At 63.4% G+C, this 17877-nt stretch carries 12 protein-coding genes; all 12 read right to left on the bottom strand.

From position 1 onward, the window contains the following. Positions 1 to 33: 33 nt before the first annotated feature. The 12 genes from ACE04I_RS19745 to ACE04I_RS19690 all read right to left on the bottom strand — a co-directional run bounded on the left by ACE04I_RS19745 (position 34) and on the right by ACE04I_RS19690 (position 17805). On the bottom strand, positions 34 to 1662 hold the full coding sequence (locus ACE04I_RS19745) for an alpha-D-glucose phosphate-specific phosphoglucomutase (RefSeq protein WP_487207544.1): 1629 nt from the start codon (positions 1660 to 1662) through the stop codon (positions 34 to 36). Positions 1663 to 1664: 2 nt separating this feature from the next. Then, positions 1665 to 3110, bottom strand: coding sequence for a glycogen synthase GlgA (gene glgA, locus ACE04I_RS19740; RefSeq protein WP_046794687.1), 1446 nt, complete (start codon positions 3108 to 3110; stop codon positions 1665 to 1667). Beyond that, positions 3110 to 4372: a glucose-1-phosphate adenylyltransferase gene (gene glgC / locus ACE04I_RS19735; RefSeq protein ID WP_046794686.1), complete on the bottom strand. Its 1263-nt coding sequence runs from the start codon at positions 4370 to 4372 to the stop codon at positions 3110 to 3112. Before glgC ends, glgA begins: the two co-directional genes overlap by 1 nt. Positions 4373 to 4392: 20 nt before the next feature. Beyond that, positions 4393 to 6606, bottom strand: a complete 2214-nt coding sequence (glgB, locus tag ACE04I_RS19730; protein WP_046794685.1) for a 1,4-alpha-glucan branching protein GlgB — start codon at positions 6604 to 6606, stop codon at positions 4393 to 4395. After that, positions 6606 to 9068: a glycogen/starch/alpha-glucan phosphorylase gene (locus ACE04I_RS19725; RefSeq protein WP_046794684.1), complete on the bottom strand. Its 2463-nt coding sequence runs from the start codon at positions 9066 to 9068 to the stop codon at positions 6606 to 6608. Before ACE04I_RS19725 ends, glgB begins: the two co-directional genes overlap by 1 nt. Before the next feature lie 240 nt (positions 9069 to 9308). Further along, positions 9309 to 10532 (bottom strand): vWA domain-containing protein, encoded by a 1224-nt coding sequence (locus ACE04I_RS19720; RefSeq protein ID WP_046794683.1) that lies wholly within the window; start codon positions 10530 to 10532, stop codon positions 9309 to 9311. Positions 10533 to 10693: 161 nt separating this feature from the next. After that, entirely contained in the window at positions 10694 to 11575 is an 882-nt protein-coding gene (locus ACE04I_RS19715) for a transglutaminase family protein (protein ID WP_046794682.1), read from the bottom strand. Next, positions 11575 to 13992 (bottom strand): circularly permuted type 2 ATP-grasp protein, encoded by a 2418-nt coding sequence (locus ACE04I_RS19710; RefSeq protein ID WP_046794681.1) that lies wholly within the window; start codon positions 13990 to 13992, stop codon positions 11575 to 11577. Before ACE04I_RS19710 ends, ACE04I_RS19715 begins: the two co-directional genes overlap by 1 nt. Before the next feature lie 129 nt (positions 13993 to 14121). After that, positions 14122 to 15285 carry an ABC transporter permease gene (locus ACE04I_RS19705; protein WP_046794680.1) on the bottom strand — a complete coding sequence of 388 codons (1164 nt, stop codon included), beginning with the start codon at positions 15283 to 15285 and terminating at the stop codon, positions 14122 to 14124. Beyond that, the gene (locus ACE04I_RS19700) at positions 15282 to 16220 is read right to left on the bottom strand and encodes an ABC transporter ATP-binding protein (protein WP_046794679.1); all 939 of its coding nucleotides are present in this window, start codon (positions 16218 to 16220) and stop codon (positions 15282 to 15284) included. Before ACE04I_RS19700 ends, ACE04I_RS19705 begins: the two co-directional genes overlap by 4 nt. Further along, the gene (locus ACE04I_RS19695) at positions 16217 to 17182 is read right to left on the bottom strand and encodes an HlyD family secretion protein (protein WP_046794678.1); all 966 of its coding nucleotides are present in this window, start codon (positions 17180 to 17182) and stop codon (positions 16217 to 16219) included. Before ACE04I_RS19695 ends, ACE04I_RS19700 begins: the two co-directional genes overlap by 4 nt. Next, positions 17179 to 17805 (bottom strand): TetR/AcrR family transcriptional regulator, encoded by a 627-nt coding sequence (locus ACE04I_RS19690; RefSeq protein WP_046794677.1) that lies wholly within the window; start codon positions 17803 to 17805, stop codon positions 17179 to 17181. The genes ACE04I_RS19695 and ACE04I_RS19690 overlap by 4 nt, the downstream gene beginning before the upstream one ends. Positions 17806 to 17877: the final 72 nt, after the last annotated feature.

Here is a 17877-nt window from a genome sequence, read left to right as displayed (position 1 = left end):
GGGTTAGGGTGAGGGGCAAATGTTGAGAGGGTTTCACGTAATCACGCTGGGCTTGTCGCGGCCGGTGCGCTTGCGGATATCGGCGATCTCGTCGGCGACGGTGATGAGATCGGAGAGCGCTTCCTGGGTATCGATGCCGTGCTTGGCCGGATCGGCCTCGTAGCGTTCCACATAGACGCGCAGCGTCGCGCCGGAGGTGCCAGTGCCGGAGAGGCGGAAGACGACGCGCGAGCCGCCCTCGAAGAGCACGCGGATGCCCTGGTTCTTCGAAACCGAGCCGTCAACCGGGTCGTGATAGGCAAAATCGTCGGCGGCGGTCACCTTGAGGCTGCCGAAGCTCTGACCCGGAAGCGACGGGAGCTTTTCGCGCAGCGCTGTCACGAGGCCGTTCGCGGCGTCCGTGTCCACTTCCTCGTAGTCGTGGCGGGAATAATAGTTGCGGCCGTATTCCGCCCAGTGTTGCGTGACGATCTCGGCCACGCTCTTTTTGCGAGCCGCGACGATATTGAGCCAGAAGAGAACCGCCCAGAGGCCATCTTTCTCGCGCACGTGGTCGGAACCGGTGCCGAAGCTTTCCTCGCCGCAGACCGTCACCTTGCCGGCATCGAGCAGGTTGCCGAAGAATTTCCAGCCGGTGGGCGTCTCGTACATGCCGAGCCCAAGCTTTTCGGCCACCCGGTCGGCGGCCGCACTCGTCGGCATGGAACGGGCGATGCCGGAAATGCCCTTGGCGTAACCGGGTGCCACGGTCGCGTTGGCGGCGATGATCGCGAGGCTGTCGGAGGGGGTGACGAACATGTCCTTGCCGACCACCATGTTGCGGTCGCCGTCGCCATCGGAGGCCGCGCCGAAATCCGGGCCTTGCGGGCTCATGACGTCGTCATAGAGCTCTTTCGCATGTACGAGGTTCGGGTCCGGGTGGTGGCCGCCGAAATCCGGCAGCGGGGTGGAATTGCGCACAGAGCCTTCAGGCGCGCCGAGCCGCTTTTCGAAAATCTCATTGGCATAGGGGCCGGTGACGGCGCCCATCGAGTCGATCGCGACGCGGAAGCCGCCGGCGATCAGCGCGCGGATGGCCGAAAAGTCGAAGAGCTTTTCCATCAGTTCGGCATAGTCGGCGACCGGATCGATCACCTCTACCTTCATGCCGGCGAGATCGAAGCTGCCGATCTTGTCGAGATCGATGTCAGCGACATCGGCGATCTTATATTCATCGATCACCTTGGAGCGGGCGAAGATGGCATCGGTGATCTTTTCCGGCGCCGGGCCGCCATTGCCGATATTGTATTTAATGCCGAAGTCTTCGGTCGGCCCGCCGGGGTTGTGGCTGGCGGAAAGCACGATGCCGCCGAAGGCGCCGTATTTGCGGATGACGTTGGAGGCGGCGGGCGTGGAAAGGATGCCGCCCTGGCCGACCATGACCTTGCCGAAGCCGGCGGCCGCGGCCATCTTGATCGCTTTCTGAATGACCTCGCGGTTGTAGTAGCGGCCGTCGCCGCCGATCACCAGCGTCTTGCCCTGAAAACCCTCGAGACTGTCGAAGATCGACTGGATGAAGTTCTCGGCATAGTTCTCCTGAGCGAAGACCGGGACCTTCTTGCGGAGCCCCGAAGTGCCCGGCTTCTGATCCTGATAAGGAGCGGTTGCGACGGTCTTAATCATGGTCATGCGCCTTTTTTCGAAAGAATGCTGGAATAGAGATCGGCGTAGAGTCCGGCGCTCCCTTCCCAGGAGACATCGGATTTCATGCCCTGCTTCTGCATCTGCGTCCACGCCTTCGGATCGTTGTGGAGGCGAACCGTGCGGCGCAGCGCCCGCAGCAAGCTGTCGGCTGTGACCGGGCCGAAGGAGACGCCGGTTGCCGTGCGTGCGGCGAGGGCCGCTGGATTGGCGTCGATTACGGTATCATTAAGGCCACCCGTTCGTGCGACCACCGGCACGCAGCCGTAGCGCAGGCCGTAGAGTTGGGTAAGCCCGCAGGGCTCGAAGCGGGAGGGAATGAGGATCGCGTCGGAGCCCGCCTGCATGAGATGCGAGAGCGGCTCGTCATAGCCCGTCACGATGCCGATTCGGCCGGGGTGACGGACGGCGGCGGCATGGAAGGCCTCCTCCAGCTCGCGATCGCCGGAGCCGAGTACGGCCAGCCTTGCGCCGAGGGCCACGAGTTCGTCCAGCACCTCGGCCAGCAGGTCCATGCCCTTCTGCCAGGTGAGGCGGGAGATCACGCAGAAGAGGGGGCCTCCATCTTCGGCAAGGCCGAAGCGGTCCAGCACCGCCTTGCGGTTCTCGCCGCGATGCTTCAGCGTCGCGGCCGCATAGTTGCGCTTCAGCTTAGGGTCGGTTTCGGGATTCCAGAGCGCGGCATCGATGCCGTTGACTATGCCGGTGAGATCGGCCGAGCGGAACTGCAGCAGGCCCTCCAGCCCCATGCCGTATTCCGGTGTGAGGATTTCCTCGGCATAGGAGGGGCTCACGGTATTGATGGCCGAGCTCATCTGGAGCCCCGCCTTGAGAAAGCCGATGCCGCCGAAATACTCGATGCCGTCGAGATCGAAGGCTTGCGGGGGCAGGCCGAGATAGGGGAAGACATCGGCCTCGAAACGCCCCTGGAAGGCGATGTTGTGGATGGTGAGGAGGCTCGGCGGTTCCGGCGCTCCGGAATAGCGCATATAGGCTGGCACCAGTCCGGTCTGCCAATCGTGCAGGTGCACGAGATCGGGCCGCCAGCCCTCCATGTTCCCGGCGGCGATTTCGGCCGCCGCAAGCGAAAGGGCGGCGAACCTGCGCCAGTTGTCCGGATAATCCTTGCCGCTCGAATCCACATAGGGCCCGCCTGGCCGGTCGAAATGGACGGGCGCGTCGAGAACCAAGAGGTCGAGGCCCTCATGGCGGACTTCAAGTACGTCGGCGCGGCTGCCGAAGAGGTCCGCGAAGCTCAGGCGGACCACGCCATCCTTGATCTTCGACATGACGGCGGGGTAGCCCGGCAGCAGGGTTTTCGTCGCCGCCCCATGGGGCTTGAGAGCCAGCGGCAGCGCGCCCGCGACATCGGCAAGACCTCCGGTCTTTATGAGGGGGTAGATTTCGGACGCGACTGAAAGAACCTGCATCAAATATCCAGTTTATCGATCATGGGCTGCGTGATCAGGCAAATACCGTTTTCGCTGCGGCGGAAGCGCTTGGCATCGAGTTCCGGGTCCTCTCCGACGATCAGCCCTTCCGGTATGGTTACACCGTGATCTATGACGACATTGCGAAGCTGGGCGTGCCGGCCGATGTGAACCTCGGGCAGGATGACGGCGCCTTCGAGCCGCGAATAGGAATTTGCCCGGACCCCGGTGAAGAGCAGGCTGCGATAGAGCGTGGAACCGGAGATGATGCAATCGCCCGCCACCACGGAGGAAATGGCGGAACCGCGCCGGTCCTCGTCGTCATGGACGAACTTGGCGGGCGGGGTGATTTCCGAATAGGTCCAGATCGGCCAGGACTTGTCGTAGATGTCGAGGTCGGGAACGATCGCGGTCAGGTCGATATTGGCCTGCCAGTAGGCGTCGATCGTGCCGACGTCGCGCCAATAGGGCTCCCGCTCGAAATCGGAGCGGACGCAGGACTTGGCGAAGCGGTGGGCGACCGCCTTGCCGTTCTTGACGATCCACGGAATGATATCCTTGCCGAAATCCCTGCTGGACGAGGGGTCGGCCGCATCGCGGCGCAGGCACTCGATCAGGAACTTGGTGTGGAAGACGTAGATGCCCATTGAGGCGAGCGCCAGATTGGGGGTGCCGGGAATGCCCGGCGGATCGGCGGGCTTTTCCACGAAATCGATGATCTCGTCCTTCTCGTTGACGTGCATGACGCCGAAGCCCACCGCCTCCATGCGCGGCACTTCGAGGCATCCGACGGTGACGTCCGCGCCCGAATCCACATGCTGCTGCAGCATGTATTCGTAATCCATCTTGTAGACGTGGTCGCCGGCCAGGATCACCATGTATTCCGGGCCGTAGGGCTCGATGATGTCGATGTTCTGGTAGACCGCGTCGGCGGTGCCCTCATACCACTGGGTTTCGGAAACGCGCTGGCTGGCGGGCAGGATGTCGAAGCTTTCGTTGCGCTCGGGGCGGAAGAAGTTCCAGCCGCGCTGCAGGTGGCGGATCAGCGAATGAGCCTTGTACTGGGTGGCCACCCCAATGCGGCGGATGCCGGAATTCAGCGCGTTGGACAGCGCGAAGTCGATGATGCGTGCTTTGCCGCCGAAATAGACCGCCGGTTTGGCGCGGCGGTCCGTCAGTTCCTTGAGGCGGCTGCCGCGGCCGCCGGCCAGTACATAGGCCATGGCATCGCGCGCCAAGGGCTGGATTCTTCTGTCGTTCATCAGTTCCCCTCCCGTTTGTCTCAGGCTTGTTCCGGTTCCAGCATGATCGTCGCCAGCGGCGGCAATGTTATCTCGGCCGAAATCTCTCCTCCCGCATCGACCGCCTGCACCTTGCCGCCGTTGCCCTTGCCCCTGCCGGCGTAGATTTCCGCATCCGTGTTGAGAATTTCCCGCCACCTTCCGGCGCTTGGCAAGGGGATGCGGTAATTCTCCCGGTAGACCGGCGTGAAATTGGTGATGACCACGACCGGTTTTGCATCCGGCGCCATGCGTATCCAGGCAAAGACGGAGTTTTCCTGGTCGTTGGCGATCAGCCAGCGAAAACCGTCCGGCTCGCAGTCGCGGGCGTGCAGGGCGGGCTTGGAGCGGTAGCAGAAGTTCAAGTCGCGCACGAGGCGGCGCATGCCCTCATGCGGATGATAGGCCAGGAGGTTCCAGTCGAGCGGGCGCTCCTCGCTCCACTCGGCCCATTGGGCGAATTCCTGCCCCATGAACAGGAGCTTCTTGCCGGGATAGCCCCACATGAAGGCGTAGTAGGCGCGCAGATTGGCGAATTTCTGCCAGTCGTCGCCGGCCATCTTGGCGATCAGCGAGCCCTTGCCGTGCACGACCTCGTCATGGGACAGCGGCAGCACGAAATTCTCCGACCATGCATAGAGCAGGCCGAAGGTGATTTCGTTGTGGTGGAACTTCCGGTGCACGGCCTCGCGCTTCAGATAGCTCAGCGTATCGTGCATGAAGCCCATGTTCCACTTGAAGCCGAAGCCGAGCCCCCCTTCGTGGACGGGATGGGAAACCTTGGGCCAGGAGGTGCTCTCCTCGGCGATCGTCATCACGCCGGGATGGGCGCCGTAGGAGAGAGAATTCATCTTCTGGAGGAAGCGCACCGCCTCCAGATTTTCGCGCCCGCCATATTCGTTCGGCACCCATTCGCCTTCCTTCCGCGAATAGTCGAGGTAGAGCATGGAGGCGACGGCATCGACGCGCAGCCCATCGAGATGGAATTTCTCCGCCCAGTAAAGGGCGTTGTTGACCAGATAGGAGAGAACCTCGATGCGGCCGAAATTGTAGATCGCCGTGTTCCAGTCGGGATGGAACCCCTTTCGCGGATCGTCGTGCTCGTAAAGGGCCGTACCGTCGAACCAGCGCAGGCCGTGTTCGTCGGTGGGGAAGTGGGCCGGCACCCAATCGAGGATGACGCCGATGCCGACCTTGTGACAGCCGTTGACGAAACGGGCAAAGCCTTCCGGCTCGCCGAAACGGGCGGTGGGCGCGAAGAGCCCAGTCGTCTGGTAACCCCAGGAAGGATCGAAGGGATGCTCGGTAATTGGCAGGAATTCGATATGGGTGAAGCCCATGTCGACGCAGTAGGGGATGAGTTCGGAGGCGAGTTCGTCCCATGAGAGGAAGGAGCCGTCCTGGCGCTTGCGCCAGGAGCCGGCATGCACTTCGTAGATGCTGATCGGCTGGCGGCGGTGATCGGCCTTCGACCAGAACTCCTGGTGGGCCTCATCATCCCATTTCTGCGCGAGCTCAGGCGCGGTAACCGAGGCGGTGTCCGGCCTCAGCTCGGCGCGGCGGGCATAGGGGTCTGCCTTCAGCGGCAGAAGCTTGCCGTTCTTGCCGACGACCTCGAACTTGTAGGCGGAGCCGGCGGAGACATCCGGCGCGAAGATTTCCCAGATGCCGGTATCGACGCGCAGCCGCATGACATGGCGGCGGCCGTCCCAGTTGTTGAAATCCCCGACGACCGAGACGCGCTTGGCATTCGGCGCCCAGACGGCAAAGTGGAAGCCCTCCACGCCTTCGTGCTTCATCGGATGGGCGCCCATCTTGTCGAAGAGGCGCAGGTGCGAACCTTCCCGGACGAAATAATCGTCCATCGGTCCGAGCACCGGGCCGAAGCTGTAGGGATCGGTGACCGCCCATTCCACATCGCCGCGGCGGGCGCGGTAACGCAGCGGCCGCAGGCTGGAGGCGTCGACCGGCCCTTCGAAATAGCCGTCTTCGTGCCGGCGCTTCAGCTCGCCGATTTCGACGCCCTCAAGCGTGAGTGCCGTGACCTCCTCGGCGCCTGGAATGAAGCAGCGGGCGCGAAAACCATCCTTCAGCTTGTGGAGGCCGAGGACGGCGAAGGGATTGGTATGCCTGCCCTCCAGAATCGCCTCGATCTCCGACAACGGAATTTCGCCTGGGGCTCTCCCGTCATCGACTTCTCGCGGCGATTTCTTCATCAGGCTCTCCAGATTTCGGATGCGTATTGGCGGATCGTCCGGTCGGAGGAGAACCATCCCATGCGCGCCGTGTTCCTAATGGTCTTCGAGTACCAGGACTTCGGGTCGCTCCATATGCGGTCGACGTCGCGCTGCGCCTGGGCATAGGAATCGAAATCGGCGGCCACCATGAACCAGTCGTGATTATAGATGCCGTCGATGAGCTCGGAAAAGCGGGAGCGATCATCGGGAGAGAAGACGCCCGAGGCGATCGCCGAAAGCGCCTGCGAAAGCTCGCGCGAGCCCTCGATGATCGGGCGAGGATTGTGACCGTCGGCCCGGACCTTCGCCACCTCTTCCGCCGTCATGCCGAAGATCACGATGTTCTCGGCGCCCACATGGTCACGCATCTCCACATTGGCGCCGTCGAGCGTGCCGATGGTGAGCGCGCCGTTCAGCGCGAACTTCATGTTGCCGGTGCCGGAGGCTTCCATGCCGGCGGTGGATATCTGTTCCGAAAGATCGGCCGCCGGCACCATGATCTCGGCGAGCGAGACGTTGTAGTTCGGGACGAAGACCACTTTCAGCAGGCCGCGCACGGCCGGGTCGTTGTTGATGACGCGGGCGACATCGTTGGCGAGCTTTATGATGAGCTTGGCATTGTGATAGCTCGGCGCCGCCTTGCCGGCGAAGAATTTCACGCGCGGAACCCAGTCGAGTTCGGGCCGCGAGCGGATCTGGTCGTAGAGCGCCACGGCCTCGATGATGTTCAGGAGCTGGCGCTTGTATTCGTGGATGCGCTTGATCTGGATATCGAAAAGCGCCGAGGGATCGAGGCGCACACCCATGCGGCTGCCGACGAGATGGGCGAGCTGCTCCTTGTTGACGCGCTTGACGGCGGCGAACCTCTCCTGGAAGGCTTTATCGGTCGCATGGGCATCGAGCGCCTGCAGGGCATCGGTATCGTCCATGAAGGCATCGCCGATCACCTCCCTGATCAGTTCGGTGAGGCCGGGATTGCACTGCATCAGCCAGCGGCGCGGAGTGATCCCGTTGGTCTTGTTGTTGATGCGGGTGGGATAGAGCGTGTGGAGATCGGAAAACACCGTCTCCTTCATGAGATCGGTGTGGAGCGCGGAGACGCCGTTGATGGAATGCGAGCCGACGAAGGCGAGATTGCCCATGCGGACGCGCCGCTCGCCGCCCTCATCAATCAGGGATATGGCGCGGATCTGGGTGTCGGAGAAGCGCGTTTCCTTGCGCGCCTCGATCAGGATCTGAGCGTTTATGGCATAGACGAGCTGCATGTGGCGCGGCAGAAGGCGTTCGAAGAGCGGCACCGGCCAGCTTTCGAGCGCCTCCGGCAAAAGCGTATGGTTGGTATAGGAGAAGGTTTGCCTGGTGATCTCCCAGGCGTGGTCGAAATCCATGCCGTGGACGTCGCAGAGAAGGCGCATCAGCTCGGCTATGGAAACGGCCGGATGGGTGTCGTTGAGCTGGATAGACACCTTCTCGTGCAGGTTCGTGAAATCAGGATATTGCTGCAGATGGCGGCGCAGGATGTCCTGGAGCGAAGCGGAGGAGAAGAAATATTCCTGGCGCAGGCGCAGTTCCTGGCCGGCCGGGTTGGCGTCCGCCGGATAGAGCACGCGGGTCAGGCTCTCGGCCTTGTTGCTCTCGCGTAGCGCGCCGATATGGTCGCCGGCGTTGAAGGCGTCGAGCAGGATCGGGTCGATCGGCTGGGCCGACCAGAGGCGCAGCGTATTGACGCGCTTTCCCCGCCAGCCGACGATCGGCGTGTCATAGGCGGTCGCGATGACGCGCTCGGCCGGCTTCCAGACATAGCGGGGCGGGTCGTCGTAACTGCCGATCGATTCCACCGAGCCGCCGAAGCCGATCTCGTAGGAGCTTTCCCGGCGCTCGAATTCCCAAGGGTTGCCGTGGGCGAGCCAGGTCTCCGGCAGCTCCACCTGCCAGCCGTCCGCCATCTGCTGGCGGAAGAGGCCGTGGACATAGCGGATGCCGTAGCCATAGGCGGGGATATCGACGGTCGCCATGCTCTCCATGAAACAAGCGGCCAGCCGGCCGAGGCCGCCATTGCCGAGTGCGGCATCCGGCTCCAGCCCGGCGATAATCTCCAGATCGACGCCGAGCGAGGAGAGCGCGTCGCGGATCTCCTCCATCAGCCCCATATTGGTGACGGCGTCGCGCATCAGGCGGCCGATCAGGAATTCCAGCGACAGGTAGTAAACGCGCTTGGCGCCGGTATGATAGGCCTTGCGGGTGCTTTCCATCCACTTGTCGATGATGCGGTCCCGCACCACGAGAATGGTGGCGATCAGCCAGTCATGCGGCTTGGCGACCTTGGCATCCTTGCCGATGCGGTAGGTGAGGCGCTCGATGATCTCTTCCGCCATGATCTCGGGGCGGGAGCTGCGGGGAGCGGGCTGGGGTAGATCGACCGGGGAAGTGTTTGGATTCATTAGATCGCCAGCGTTTTTGGGAGCAACGGGTGTGGACGGGTCTGGAGGAATTCCATGAGGTTCGACCATGTGGACCGACAGTTTATGCACCGTTGCGAGGCGCTGGCAACACAGGATTTGATAACGGCGAATTACGCCGGAGCATCCTTCCGAAGTATCCGCTCGGTGTATCCGTTCGGACAAACGAAAAGCTCCCGCCGAGGAACGGCGGGAGCGTGAGCATTCCGATAACCAAGCCGATCAGTTGGTGAGGCGCGGCACCGTCTTGTTGGCCTTGGCGGCGATCTCGCCGAAATCCTTGACGAGCTGTTCCATATTGTCCGGCTGGTAGTAGTTCTCCGCTCCGCTGGCGCAATCGCTGAGAAGCTTCTGGCCTTTCTCCGGAGCCATGAAGGCGACGGAGAAGATGATGATGCCGTCCTTCTTGGCGGTCGTGCAAAGGTCGCGTGTCTTCTTGTCGAGGGCGGAATTCCACGTCGAGCTGTTGCCCGTCATTTCGCCGTCGGTCATCAGGAGAATGTAGCGCGTAAAGGCCTCGTGCTCCTTGGACTTGTGGGCATCCGCTTCGGTCTTGTTTTGCGTCTTCAGCGCATCGTAGGCTGCCTGCATCGCGCCGCTTGCATCGGTGCCGCCTTCCGGCTTGTAGGGCAGGGCGTCCACATAGGCTTTGGCCTTGGTCACGCCCCATTCGATCTTCTGGGCGGATTGGGTCTGGTGCGTGTAGGAGACCGCTCCGATCCGCACGAGGTTACCTTTCGGGTCGGCTGTTTCCATGCCCGCGAAGAGCGCGTCTGCGGCGGTCTGGAGCGCTTCGATCTTGCGGAGGTAGCAGGGGTTTTTCGATCCCGTGGTATTCGGCCAGGACTTGCTCGTATAGTTGTCGCAGCTTGATTTCGTCGGATGCCGAGTGTCCGTCTTGAAGGACATGGAGCCCGAGCGGTCAAGAGCGAGATACATCGAGACCGGGCTTTCGGTGACCGCGGTGCTCACCGCCGAGCTGGTGACGGCAACCGTCATGGTGGATTTGCCGAGCAGCGTCGTGAGCGGATTGAGGCCCATGTCGAAACTGGACGTGATGGTGACGCCATAGATCTCGCCGGATGGCGTATTGGTCTTGGTGACCCGCACGTCCGTATCCTTGCCGATCTCCTCCTGCATTTGCTTGAGCCGGTCCGCGGTATCGTCGGGAGCGGCCTGAGAATGGGCCAGCGAGCTCGAGTTGGTATCCTGCCCCACCCTTACGGCTTCCGCTTCGGAAGCCTCCTTGTAGGCCATGGCGGAGGCGGCGGACAGAGCCGCTGCATCGGCTGCCGCCTGCATTTGCGTGCGCAGTTCTGAGGCGCGGACGAGATCCATCGCCACGCCACCCACTCCCAGCGATACCGGGAGCAATATTGCAGTCATCATGCCGAAATTGCCGCCGCGGTCCTTCGCGAACCGCGCGATCGAAAAGCAGTTTCTCATAACCCCAGTCCCATTCGTGAAGGACAACCCCAATGCCTATGGGAGCCATTAGGGCAAGCGGGTGTATCGAGGCTTAAGGAAACAGGCGGCATTTTAACGATCGGCTGAATCAGTGCCAAAATCGGTCTATTGCGCGTTATCCCTGTAATTTTTAGGGGGATTTATTGGTTCACCGGGACAACATCGACCGCCTGGATGCTTTTCTGGTTGCCGTAACCCTTGAGAACGCCGATGACGGGGGCGATGTCGGAATAATCGCGTCCATAGCCGACGACGATGTGGTCGCTGCCCGCCGGCATGTCGTTGGTGGGGTCCAGCTCGACATAGCCCATGACGCCGCCGCACCAGACACGCACCCAGGCATGCATGGCATCCGCCCCTTCCAGCCGCTCCTTGCCGGGTGGCGGGATGGTGCGCAGGAAACCGCTGACATAACCGGCTGGAATGCCAAGGCTTCTCAGCGCCACGATCATCACATGGGCGAAATCCTGGCAGACGCCGCGTTTCAACCGGAAGGCCTCGCCCGGCGTCGTATCGACCGTGGTCGCTTCCGGATCGTAGGTGAAATCCCGGTGGATGCGGGCGCAGAGCGAGAGCGCGATTTCCCGCACCGTCCGGCCGGGCTCCACCAGCTCGCGGGCATAGGCGGCGATTTCGGCCTCCTGAGGAAGGCGCGGGCTCGCAGCCGCGAGATGGTGCGGGGAGGCGGCATCGATCGACCAGACCGCCGCAAGCTCCTCGGGCAGCCTTGCAAGCTCCGGTGAAAGGTCGGCGGTGATCGGCTGGTTTTCGACCATGACACGGGCCTGCATGCGGATATCCAGCCGGTCATGCGGCGCACGCACCAGAATGGAGGTCGCCTGCTGGCCGAAGAAATCGAGGAAGGCGGTTCTCTCGTCGGCCGCAGGGGAGATGGAGAGCGAGCCGGCGACCAGCCGCTGCCGGTCCGGCAGCGAAAGCGGCATGACGCGGATGACATGCCGGGCTCCGGATGCTGGAACATCGTAGGCATAGCCCATATGAAGCGTCAGATCGTACAGCATTAGTGGAAGTAAGTCCGTCCTAGGAGATCGGACAGGCTTTCCAGTTCGAGCTCAAATTTGCGGAATATCTCCTCCGACATGGCTTCCGGCGTCATGACAGCCAAAGTGGAATGCAGCCGCATAGCCTCGCGATAGAAGGGCGACATCTGGCCGTTGACGAGCGCGTTCGGCAATTGCTCGACGTCCGCGCGGATCTCATTCAACTGGAAGAGGATCGAACGCGGATTCAAGGGATCGAGCGCCAGGAGATCGGCCACCGTCAGCCGGGCGGTGTTGACGTTATAGCGCCGGCGGTGGGTCATGACGCTGTCGCCGATCTCGATCAGCATGTCGAGCGAGCCATCCGGAGCATCCTTCCCGAACATGTGGCCGAGCAGACGGGTCATATGCAGGCCGCGTTCGAGATGCCGGCCGATCGACAGGAAGCGCCAGCCGGTGAAGCGATACATGTTCTCGTGCACGAGGCCGGCAAAACCCGCCAGCTTGCGCAAGAGGACGGTCATGGCATGGGCGGCGTCATCACCCGACTGCACGGTTTCGTGGAAGCGGCGGGCGGTTTTGGCGAGATCGGTCAGCGCCAGCCAGCCATCCGGCGAGAAGCGGTCGCGGATATTGCTGGCCGAGCCGATGGCGCTATCGATATTGCGCAGCAGCGGCGCAGGCACCGCTCTTTGCATGTCGATGCCAGTCTTTTCGAGATAGCGGGCGACATCGGCCAGCAGCGGCTGGCTCGGATCTGCCGATTCCGCATAGCGCAGGTGCCAGGCGCGCAGGATGCGCAGCGCCCCTTCCGCCCGCTCGATATAGCGGCCGAGCCAGTAGAGGTTGTCGGCGGCCCGGCTCGGCAGGCTGCCCGGCATGTTGCGGTTGAAGCTTTCCTCCGGCGGCAGCAACGTCGGTCTGGCGACCGGCTTGTCGGAAACGATCCAGACGTCGGCTGCCGTGCCGCCTGCCTGCATGGCGATCGCCGCCACGTCGTCGCCGGAGCCGATGCGGGCAAAGCCGCCCGGCATGATCTGCCAGCCGTGCTCGGTGCGGGCCGCGAAGACGCGCAGCGACATCGGCCGCGGGATCAGCCTGCCGTTGACGTAGGCCGGCGTGGTGGAAAGGGTCACGGCTTCCTGGCCGACGAGCCTTGCGCCGTCGGAGGCGAGCCAATCCGCGATCGAGCCCTTTGCCGTTTCGCGCAGCCCGGAGCCGGCGACCGACTGGCCGTCGTCATCGAAGAAGGGCAGCCGTGAATAGGCGGGGCCGATGACCATCCGGTCGATGTTTTCCGCCACATGATCCCGCTCAGCCTTCTGCCCGCACCACCAGGTGGCAATCGAGGACATCAGGAGGTCTTCGCCAATGAGCCGGCGGCAGATGGCCGGCGTGAAGGCGAGCAGAGCGCGGGTTTCGAGGATGCCGGAACCCAGCGCGTTGACGAGCGTCACCGAGCCGGAGCGCAGCGCCTGCACCATGCCGGGCGTGCCGATATGGGAGTTCTGGTCGAGTTCGAGCGGATCGGCGAAGGAGGCGTCGAGGCGGCGCCAGAGTACGCTGATGGGCTTGAGGCCTGCGACGGTGCGCACCATCACCCGGTCGTTGACGACGGTCAGATCCTCCCCCTCCAGCAGCATGAAACCGAGATAGCGGGCGATATAGGCGTGCTCGAAATAGGTTTCGTTGGCGGGGCCGGGGGTGAGGACCGCGATGCGGTCGTCCGGATATTTCTTCTTCGCCTGCAACGCATCGCGGAAGGCGCCGAAGAAGGAGGCGAGCCGATGCACATGGGTTTCGGCGTAGATATCGGAAAGGGCGCGAGTGGTGGCGACGCGGTTCTCCAGCGCGAAACCCGCGCCGGAGGGCGCCTGCGTGCGATCCGCCAGGACCCACCAGTTGCCGTCCGGCCCTCGTCCGATCTCGAAGGAGCAGAAGTGCAGGTAGTGGCCATCGGCCGGCTTGACGCCCACCAGCGGGCGCAGGAATTCCGGATTGCCCGCCACCAGCGCCGGGGGCAGGAAACCTTCCCGCACCAGGAGGTTCTCACCGTAGAGATCGCCCATGATGGCTTCGAGGAGGTTCGCGCGCTGGATGAGGCCTTTCGAGACCGCTTCCCATTCACGGCCGTCGATCAGCACCGGAATGTGGGAGATCGGCCATTCCCGCTCGCTGCCGCTTTCGGTGCCGTAGGTGCGGTAGAAGACGCCGGCATCGCGAAGATAACGGTCGGCGCGGGCAAAGCGCTCCTGCAGCTCGCTTTCGGGCATGCGGCCAAGCGCCGAGATGAGGTTTCGCCAGACGGGCCGGATATTGCCGTCGGCGTCCTGCATCTCGTCGGGGACGCCCGGCAGGGCCGCATAGCCGAAAACAGGATCGGCCGGGGTGGCGCTATCCTGCCCGTGCTTCAGTTCGGTTGCGGAGCCTTTCGACATTCCTGATCTTTCTGGCCTTGATGTTTCCAGCCTTGATTTCGACGTTCCCTGTCGGCCGGCGCAGATCAAGGGTCAAGAGGATTCCGGTTGGGATTTTCTGCAATGCACGCAGAGAAAGCAAGGTGGGGCTCAATCCAGCGTGCGGCGGAAGCGGCGCACCGCGATCAGCATGGCGATGAGGGTGAGACCGGCGAGTGCTGCCGTATCATAGGCGAGCGTGCCGATTTCCGCGCCCTTCAGCATGACGGCGCGCACGACGCGGAGATAATGGGTGAGGGGGAGCGCCTCGCCGATCCACTGCGCCCAGCGCGGCATGCCGGCGAAAGGAAACATGAAGCCGGAGAGCAGGATGTTCGGCAGGAAGAACATCATCGCCATCTGCATGGCCTGCAACTGGTTCGTGGCCATGGTGGAGAAGGTGTAGCCGATCGACAGGTTGGTGATGACGAAGAGAGCCGTGATGGCGGCGAGCGCGGCCGGATGGCCGATGATCGGCACCTGAAACACCAGGATGCCGGCGGCGATGATGATGAGCGCCTGGATGAGCCCGATCAAAACGTAGGGCGTGATCTTGCCGAGCATGATCTCCAGCGGTTTGATGGGCATGGAAAGCAGGTTTTCCATGGTGCCGCGTTCCGTCTCGCGCGTCACCGAAAGGGCGGTGAAGATCAAGAGCGTCATCGTCAGGATGGTGCCGAGCAGGCCGGGCACGATGTTGAGCGTTGAGGAGCCGGCCGGGTTGTAGCGCCGGTGCTGGATGACCTCGAAGGCCGGTTTTGCCGGTTCGGCGAACTCCACCTGCCGATCGCCGGCGAGCGCGGATGTGACGATGCCGGAAAGCGCGCCGAGCGCCGAGCTTGCCGCAACCGGGTCCGTGGCATCGGCGGCGATCAGCAGGGCAGGGGTATCGCCGCGCCTCAGACTGCGTTCGAAGCCTTCGGGAATTTCCACGACGAAGAGCGCCTCGCCGGATTCGAGCAGCCGGTCCATGTCCTCGGCGCGGGTGACGACCGAGCGGACCTCGAAGAAATCGGTGTTTTTAAGCGCTGCGAGAATGGAGCGGCCGATATCCGTATTCTCGCGCATCAGCACGGCGGTCGGCAGGTTGTGCGGTGTCGTGTTGATCGCGAAGCCGAACAGCAGAAGCTGCATGATCGGGATCATGATCATGGTCGCGAGCGTGATGCGGTCGCGGGTCATCTGGATGAATTCCTTGACCGTCATCGCCCAGAAGCGGCCGAAGAAGCCTCCGTTGCCGTTACTATTGCTGTTGTTCGGGCCGTTCGCACTCATCGGAAATTGTCCTCCGAGCGACGCATCAGGTCGATGAAGGCATCCTCGAGCGTCGCCTCTCCCTTTTCCCACTTGAGGCCCGGCCGGTCGCGCCATGGGGCGATCGCCTTTTCCAGCTCTTCCGCATCGCGGCCCGCGACATGCAGGCTGGTGCCGAAGGGGGCGATCATGTCTATGCCCGGCACGCCGTCGAGTTCGGACTGGAGGCGGTGCACATCCGGACCGGAGACGGTGAAGGTGACGAGGCCGGTGCCTTCAATCACTTCGTCCACCGTGCCCTCGGCCAGAAGCTTGCCATAGGCGATATAGGCGATCTCGTGGCAGCGCTCCGCCTCGTCCATGTAATGGGTGGAGACCAGCACCGAGAGGCCTTCGGCAGCAAGTGCATGGATCTCGTTCCAGAAGTCACGCCGGGCCTTGGGATCGACGCCGGCGGTCGGTTCGTCCAACAGGAGAAGCGCAGGTTCCGGCAGGATGCAGGCGCCGAGCGCGAGGCGCTGTTTCCAACCGCCGGAAAGCTCGCCCGCAAGCTGCTTCTCGCGCCCCTTGAGACCCAGGCGCTCGATTGCCGCGCCCGCCTTTTCGCGCGGATCGGGCAGGCCGTAGACGCGGGCCACGAATTCCAGGTTCTCGCGGATCGAGAGGTCCTGATAGAGCGAGAATTTCTGGGTCATGTAGCCGACGCGGCGGCGGATGCGATCGCTTTCGGTGAGGATATCGAAGCCGAGGCAGGTGCCGGTGCCGCTATCCGGCGTCAAGAGCCCGCAGAGCATGCGGATCGTGGTCGTCTTGCCGGAGCCGTTGGGTCCGAGAAAGCCATGAATGCGGCCCTTCCTGACCGACATGGAAACGTCATCGACCACTTTGCGACCGCCGAAGCTCTTGGTCAGGTGATGGACGTCGATGACGACCTCGGGCGCGTTCTCGGCGATCATGATCCGGCTCCGGGAACCACATCGACCGGCTGGCCGGGGCGCAGCTTCGCCGGTTGAGCGGGGATCGCCTCGACGCGATAGACGAGCTTGGAGCGCTCCTCCATGCTGTAGATGACCGGCGGGGTGAATTCCGCTTCCGTCGCGATGAAGCTGATACGGGCGTCCGACGGCTCGCAGGCATCGCAGGTGACGCGGATCGGTTCACTGAGCGAAAGCCTCGCTATCTCGGTCTCCGGCACGAAGAAGCGGATGCGGACGTTTTCCGGCGGCAGCAGGGCGACGATAGGCCTGCCGGCGGGCACGACCTCGCCCAGGCGATAATAGAGCCTTTCGATGCTGCCGGCGGCAGGGGCGGAGACGGCGCGCTTGGCAAGTGCAGCCTCAGCGGAGGCAAGCTCGGCCTTCGCGGCCTCGACGTTCTCGCGCGCCTGGCGCACGGCCTGTTCGCGGGCGGGGAGCGTGGCGAGCGTGATCTGGCTGCGGGCGCTGTCGAGCGAGGCGCGGTTCGCCGCTTCGGTGGCGACCGCCACGTCGAGGCTAGCCTGGGTGGCGGTGCCCTTGGCGACGAGCGAGCGGGTGCGCGCCAGCTCCTGCTTCGAGAGTTCGAGCTGGGCGACCGCTTCACGCTCCGAGGCGCGCAGCACGTCGATCTCCTCCGGCCGCTTCTGGGCGGCTTCGGCGAGATCGAGTTCGGCCTGGGATCGGGCGAGCGCGGCACGCGCGGCGGAAACGGCGGCCTCCTCGTTTTCGGTATCGAGCCGGAAAAGAGAGGCGTCGGCGGCGACCGTTCCGCCTTCCTCGACATCGACGGCGGCGAGCCGTCCGACGCTTTCGGCCCCGATGAAGAGCGTGTCCGCCTCCACCCAGCCCTGATAGGGACGCGGGGCCTCATCCCGCAGGAAGAAGGGGAGGGCGGCAAGGGCCGCGACGGCAATGAGGACGATGAACACGATGCGTTTCATGGCGAGGTTCCTCCTTCCGGCAGGAACAGGGTGTCGAGAAAGGCATCCAGCAGCTTTCGCGCATCGAGCGGTTCATAGCGCTCGAAAAGTGTCGACCAGATGACGGCGAGCAGCGCCGGCGCCATCACCACCTGCGGGGTTTCGGCAAGCGCAGGGTTGCGCAGCTCGCCGTTCTCGGCGGCCCGCTTCAGCACCGGCCGCAGGATGGAAAGGCCCTTGGAGATGATCTCGCGATGGTAGAATTCCGTTACCCGCGGGAACATGGGGCCCTCGGCGATCACCAGCCGCAGCAGATGGCGGCGGTCGGTATTGAGCACTTCCCGCTCGAAAAGGGCGTAGAACATGGAGACGACGAAACGGGGTGAGACATCCTGCGTGGCAAGCATGGCCTCGACTTCGCCGAGGATGGGCGAGGCGACCCCGGAGACGAGCGCGGTGAACAGGGCCTCCTTGTCCGGGAAGTGCAGGTAGACCGTGCCCTTGGCGATGCCGGCGCGGGCGGCGACATCCTCCATGCGGGTGGCGGCGAAGCCGCGCTCGGAAAAACAGGCGAATGCCGCCTGCAGGATTTCCGCCCGGCGCTGCTCCGGCTCCAGCTTGCGTCTGGTCCTTTCCTTCGTCATCGTCTCTTCCAATTATGACTGACTGGACAGTCATTATCATGGGCTGGAAGATTTTGCAAGGAAGTAGGGTGG

The sequence above is a fragment of the Rhizobium moroccans genome (assembly GCF_057559155.1).
This window is presented reverse-complemented; position numbering and strand designations above follow the sequence as displayed.

What these genes read in the sequence shown, in the direction of transcription:
- ACE04I_RS19690 (WP_046794677.1), bottom strand. Translation starts at nt 17,805, where the DNA reads ATGACGAAGGAAAGGACCAGACGCAAGCTGGAGCCGGAGCAGCGCCGG.
- ACE04I_RS19745 (WP_487207544.1), bottom strand. Translation starts at nt 1,662, where the DNA reads ATGATTAAGACCGTCGCAACCGCTCCTTATCAGGATCAGAAGCCGGGC.
- glgA (WP_046794687.1), bottom strand. Translation starts at nt 3,110, where the DNA reads ATGCAGGTTCTTTCAGTCGCGTCCGAAATCTACCCCCTCATAAAGACC.
- ACE04I_RS19700 (WP_046794679.1), bottom strand. Translation starts at nt 16,220, where the DNA reads ATGATCGCCGAGAACGCGCCCGAGGTCGTCATCGACGTCCATCACCTG.
- ACE04I_RS19725 (WP_046794684.1), bottom strand. Translation starts at nt 9,068, where the DNA reads ATGAATCCAAACACTTCCCCGGTCGATCTACCCCAGCCCGCTCCCCGC.
- glgB (WP_046794685.1), bottom strand. Translation starts at nt 6,606, where the DNA reads ATGAAGAAATCGCCGCGAGAAGTCGATGACGGGAGAGCCCCAGGCGAA.
- ACE04I_RS19710 (WP_046794681.1), bottom strand. Translation starts at nt 13,992, where the DNA reads ATGTCGAAAGGCTCCGCAACCGAACTGAAGCACGGGCAGGATAGCGCC.
- glgC (WP_046794686.1), bottom strand. Translation starts at nt 4,372, where the DNA reads ATGAACGACAGAAGAATCCAGCCCTTGGCGCGCGATGCCATGGCCTAT.
- ACE04I_RS19705 (WP_046794680.1), bottom strand. Translation starts at nt 15,285, where the DNA reads ATGAGTGCGAACGGCCCGAACAACAGCAATAGTAACGGCAACGGAGGC.
- ACE04I_RS19715 (WP_046794682.1), bottom strand. Translation starts at nt 11,575, where the DNA reads ATGCTGTACGATCTGACGCTTCATATGGGCTATGCCTACGATGTTCCA.
- ACE04I_RS19720 (WP_046794683.1), bottom strand. Translation starts at nt 10,532, where the DNA reads ATGAGAAACTGCTTTTCGATCGCGCGGTTCGCGAAGGACCGCGGCGGC.
- ACE04I_RS19695 (WP_046794678.1), bottom strand. Translation starts at nt 17,182, where the DNA reads ATGAAACGCATCGTGTTCATCGTCCTCATTGCCGTCGCGGCCCTTGCC.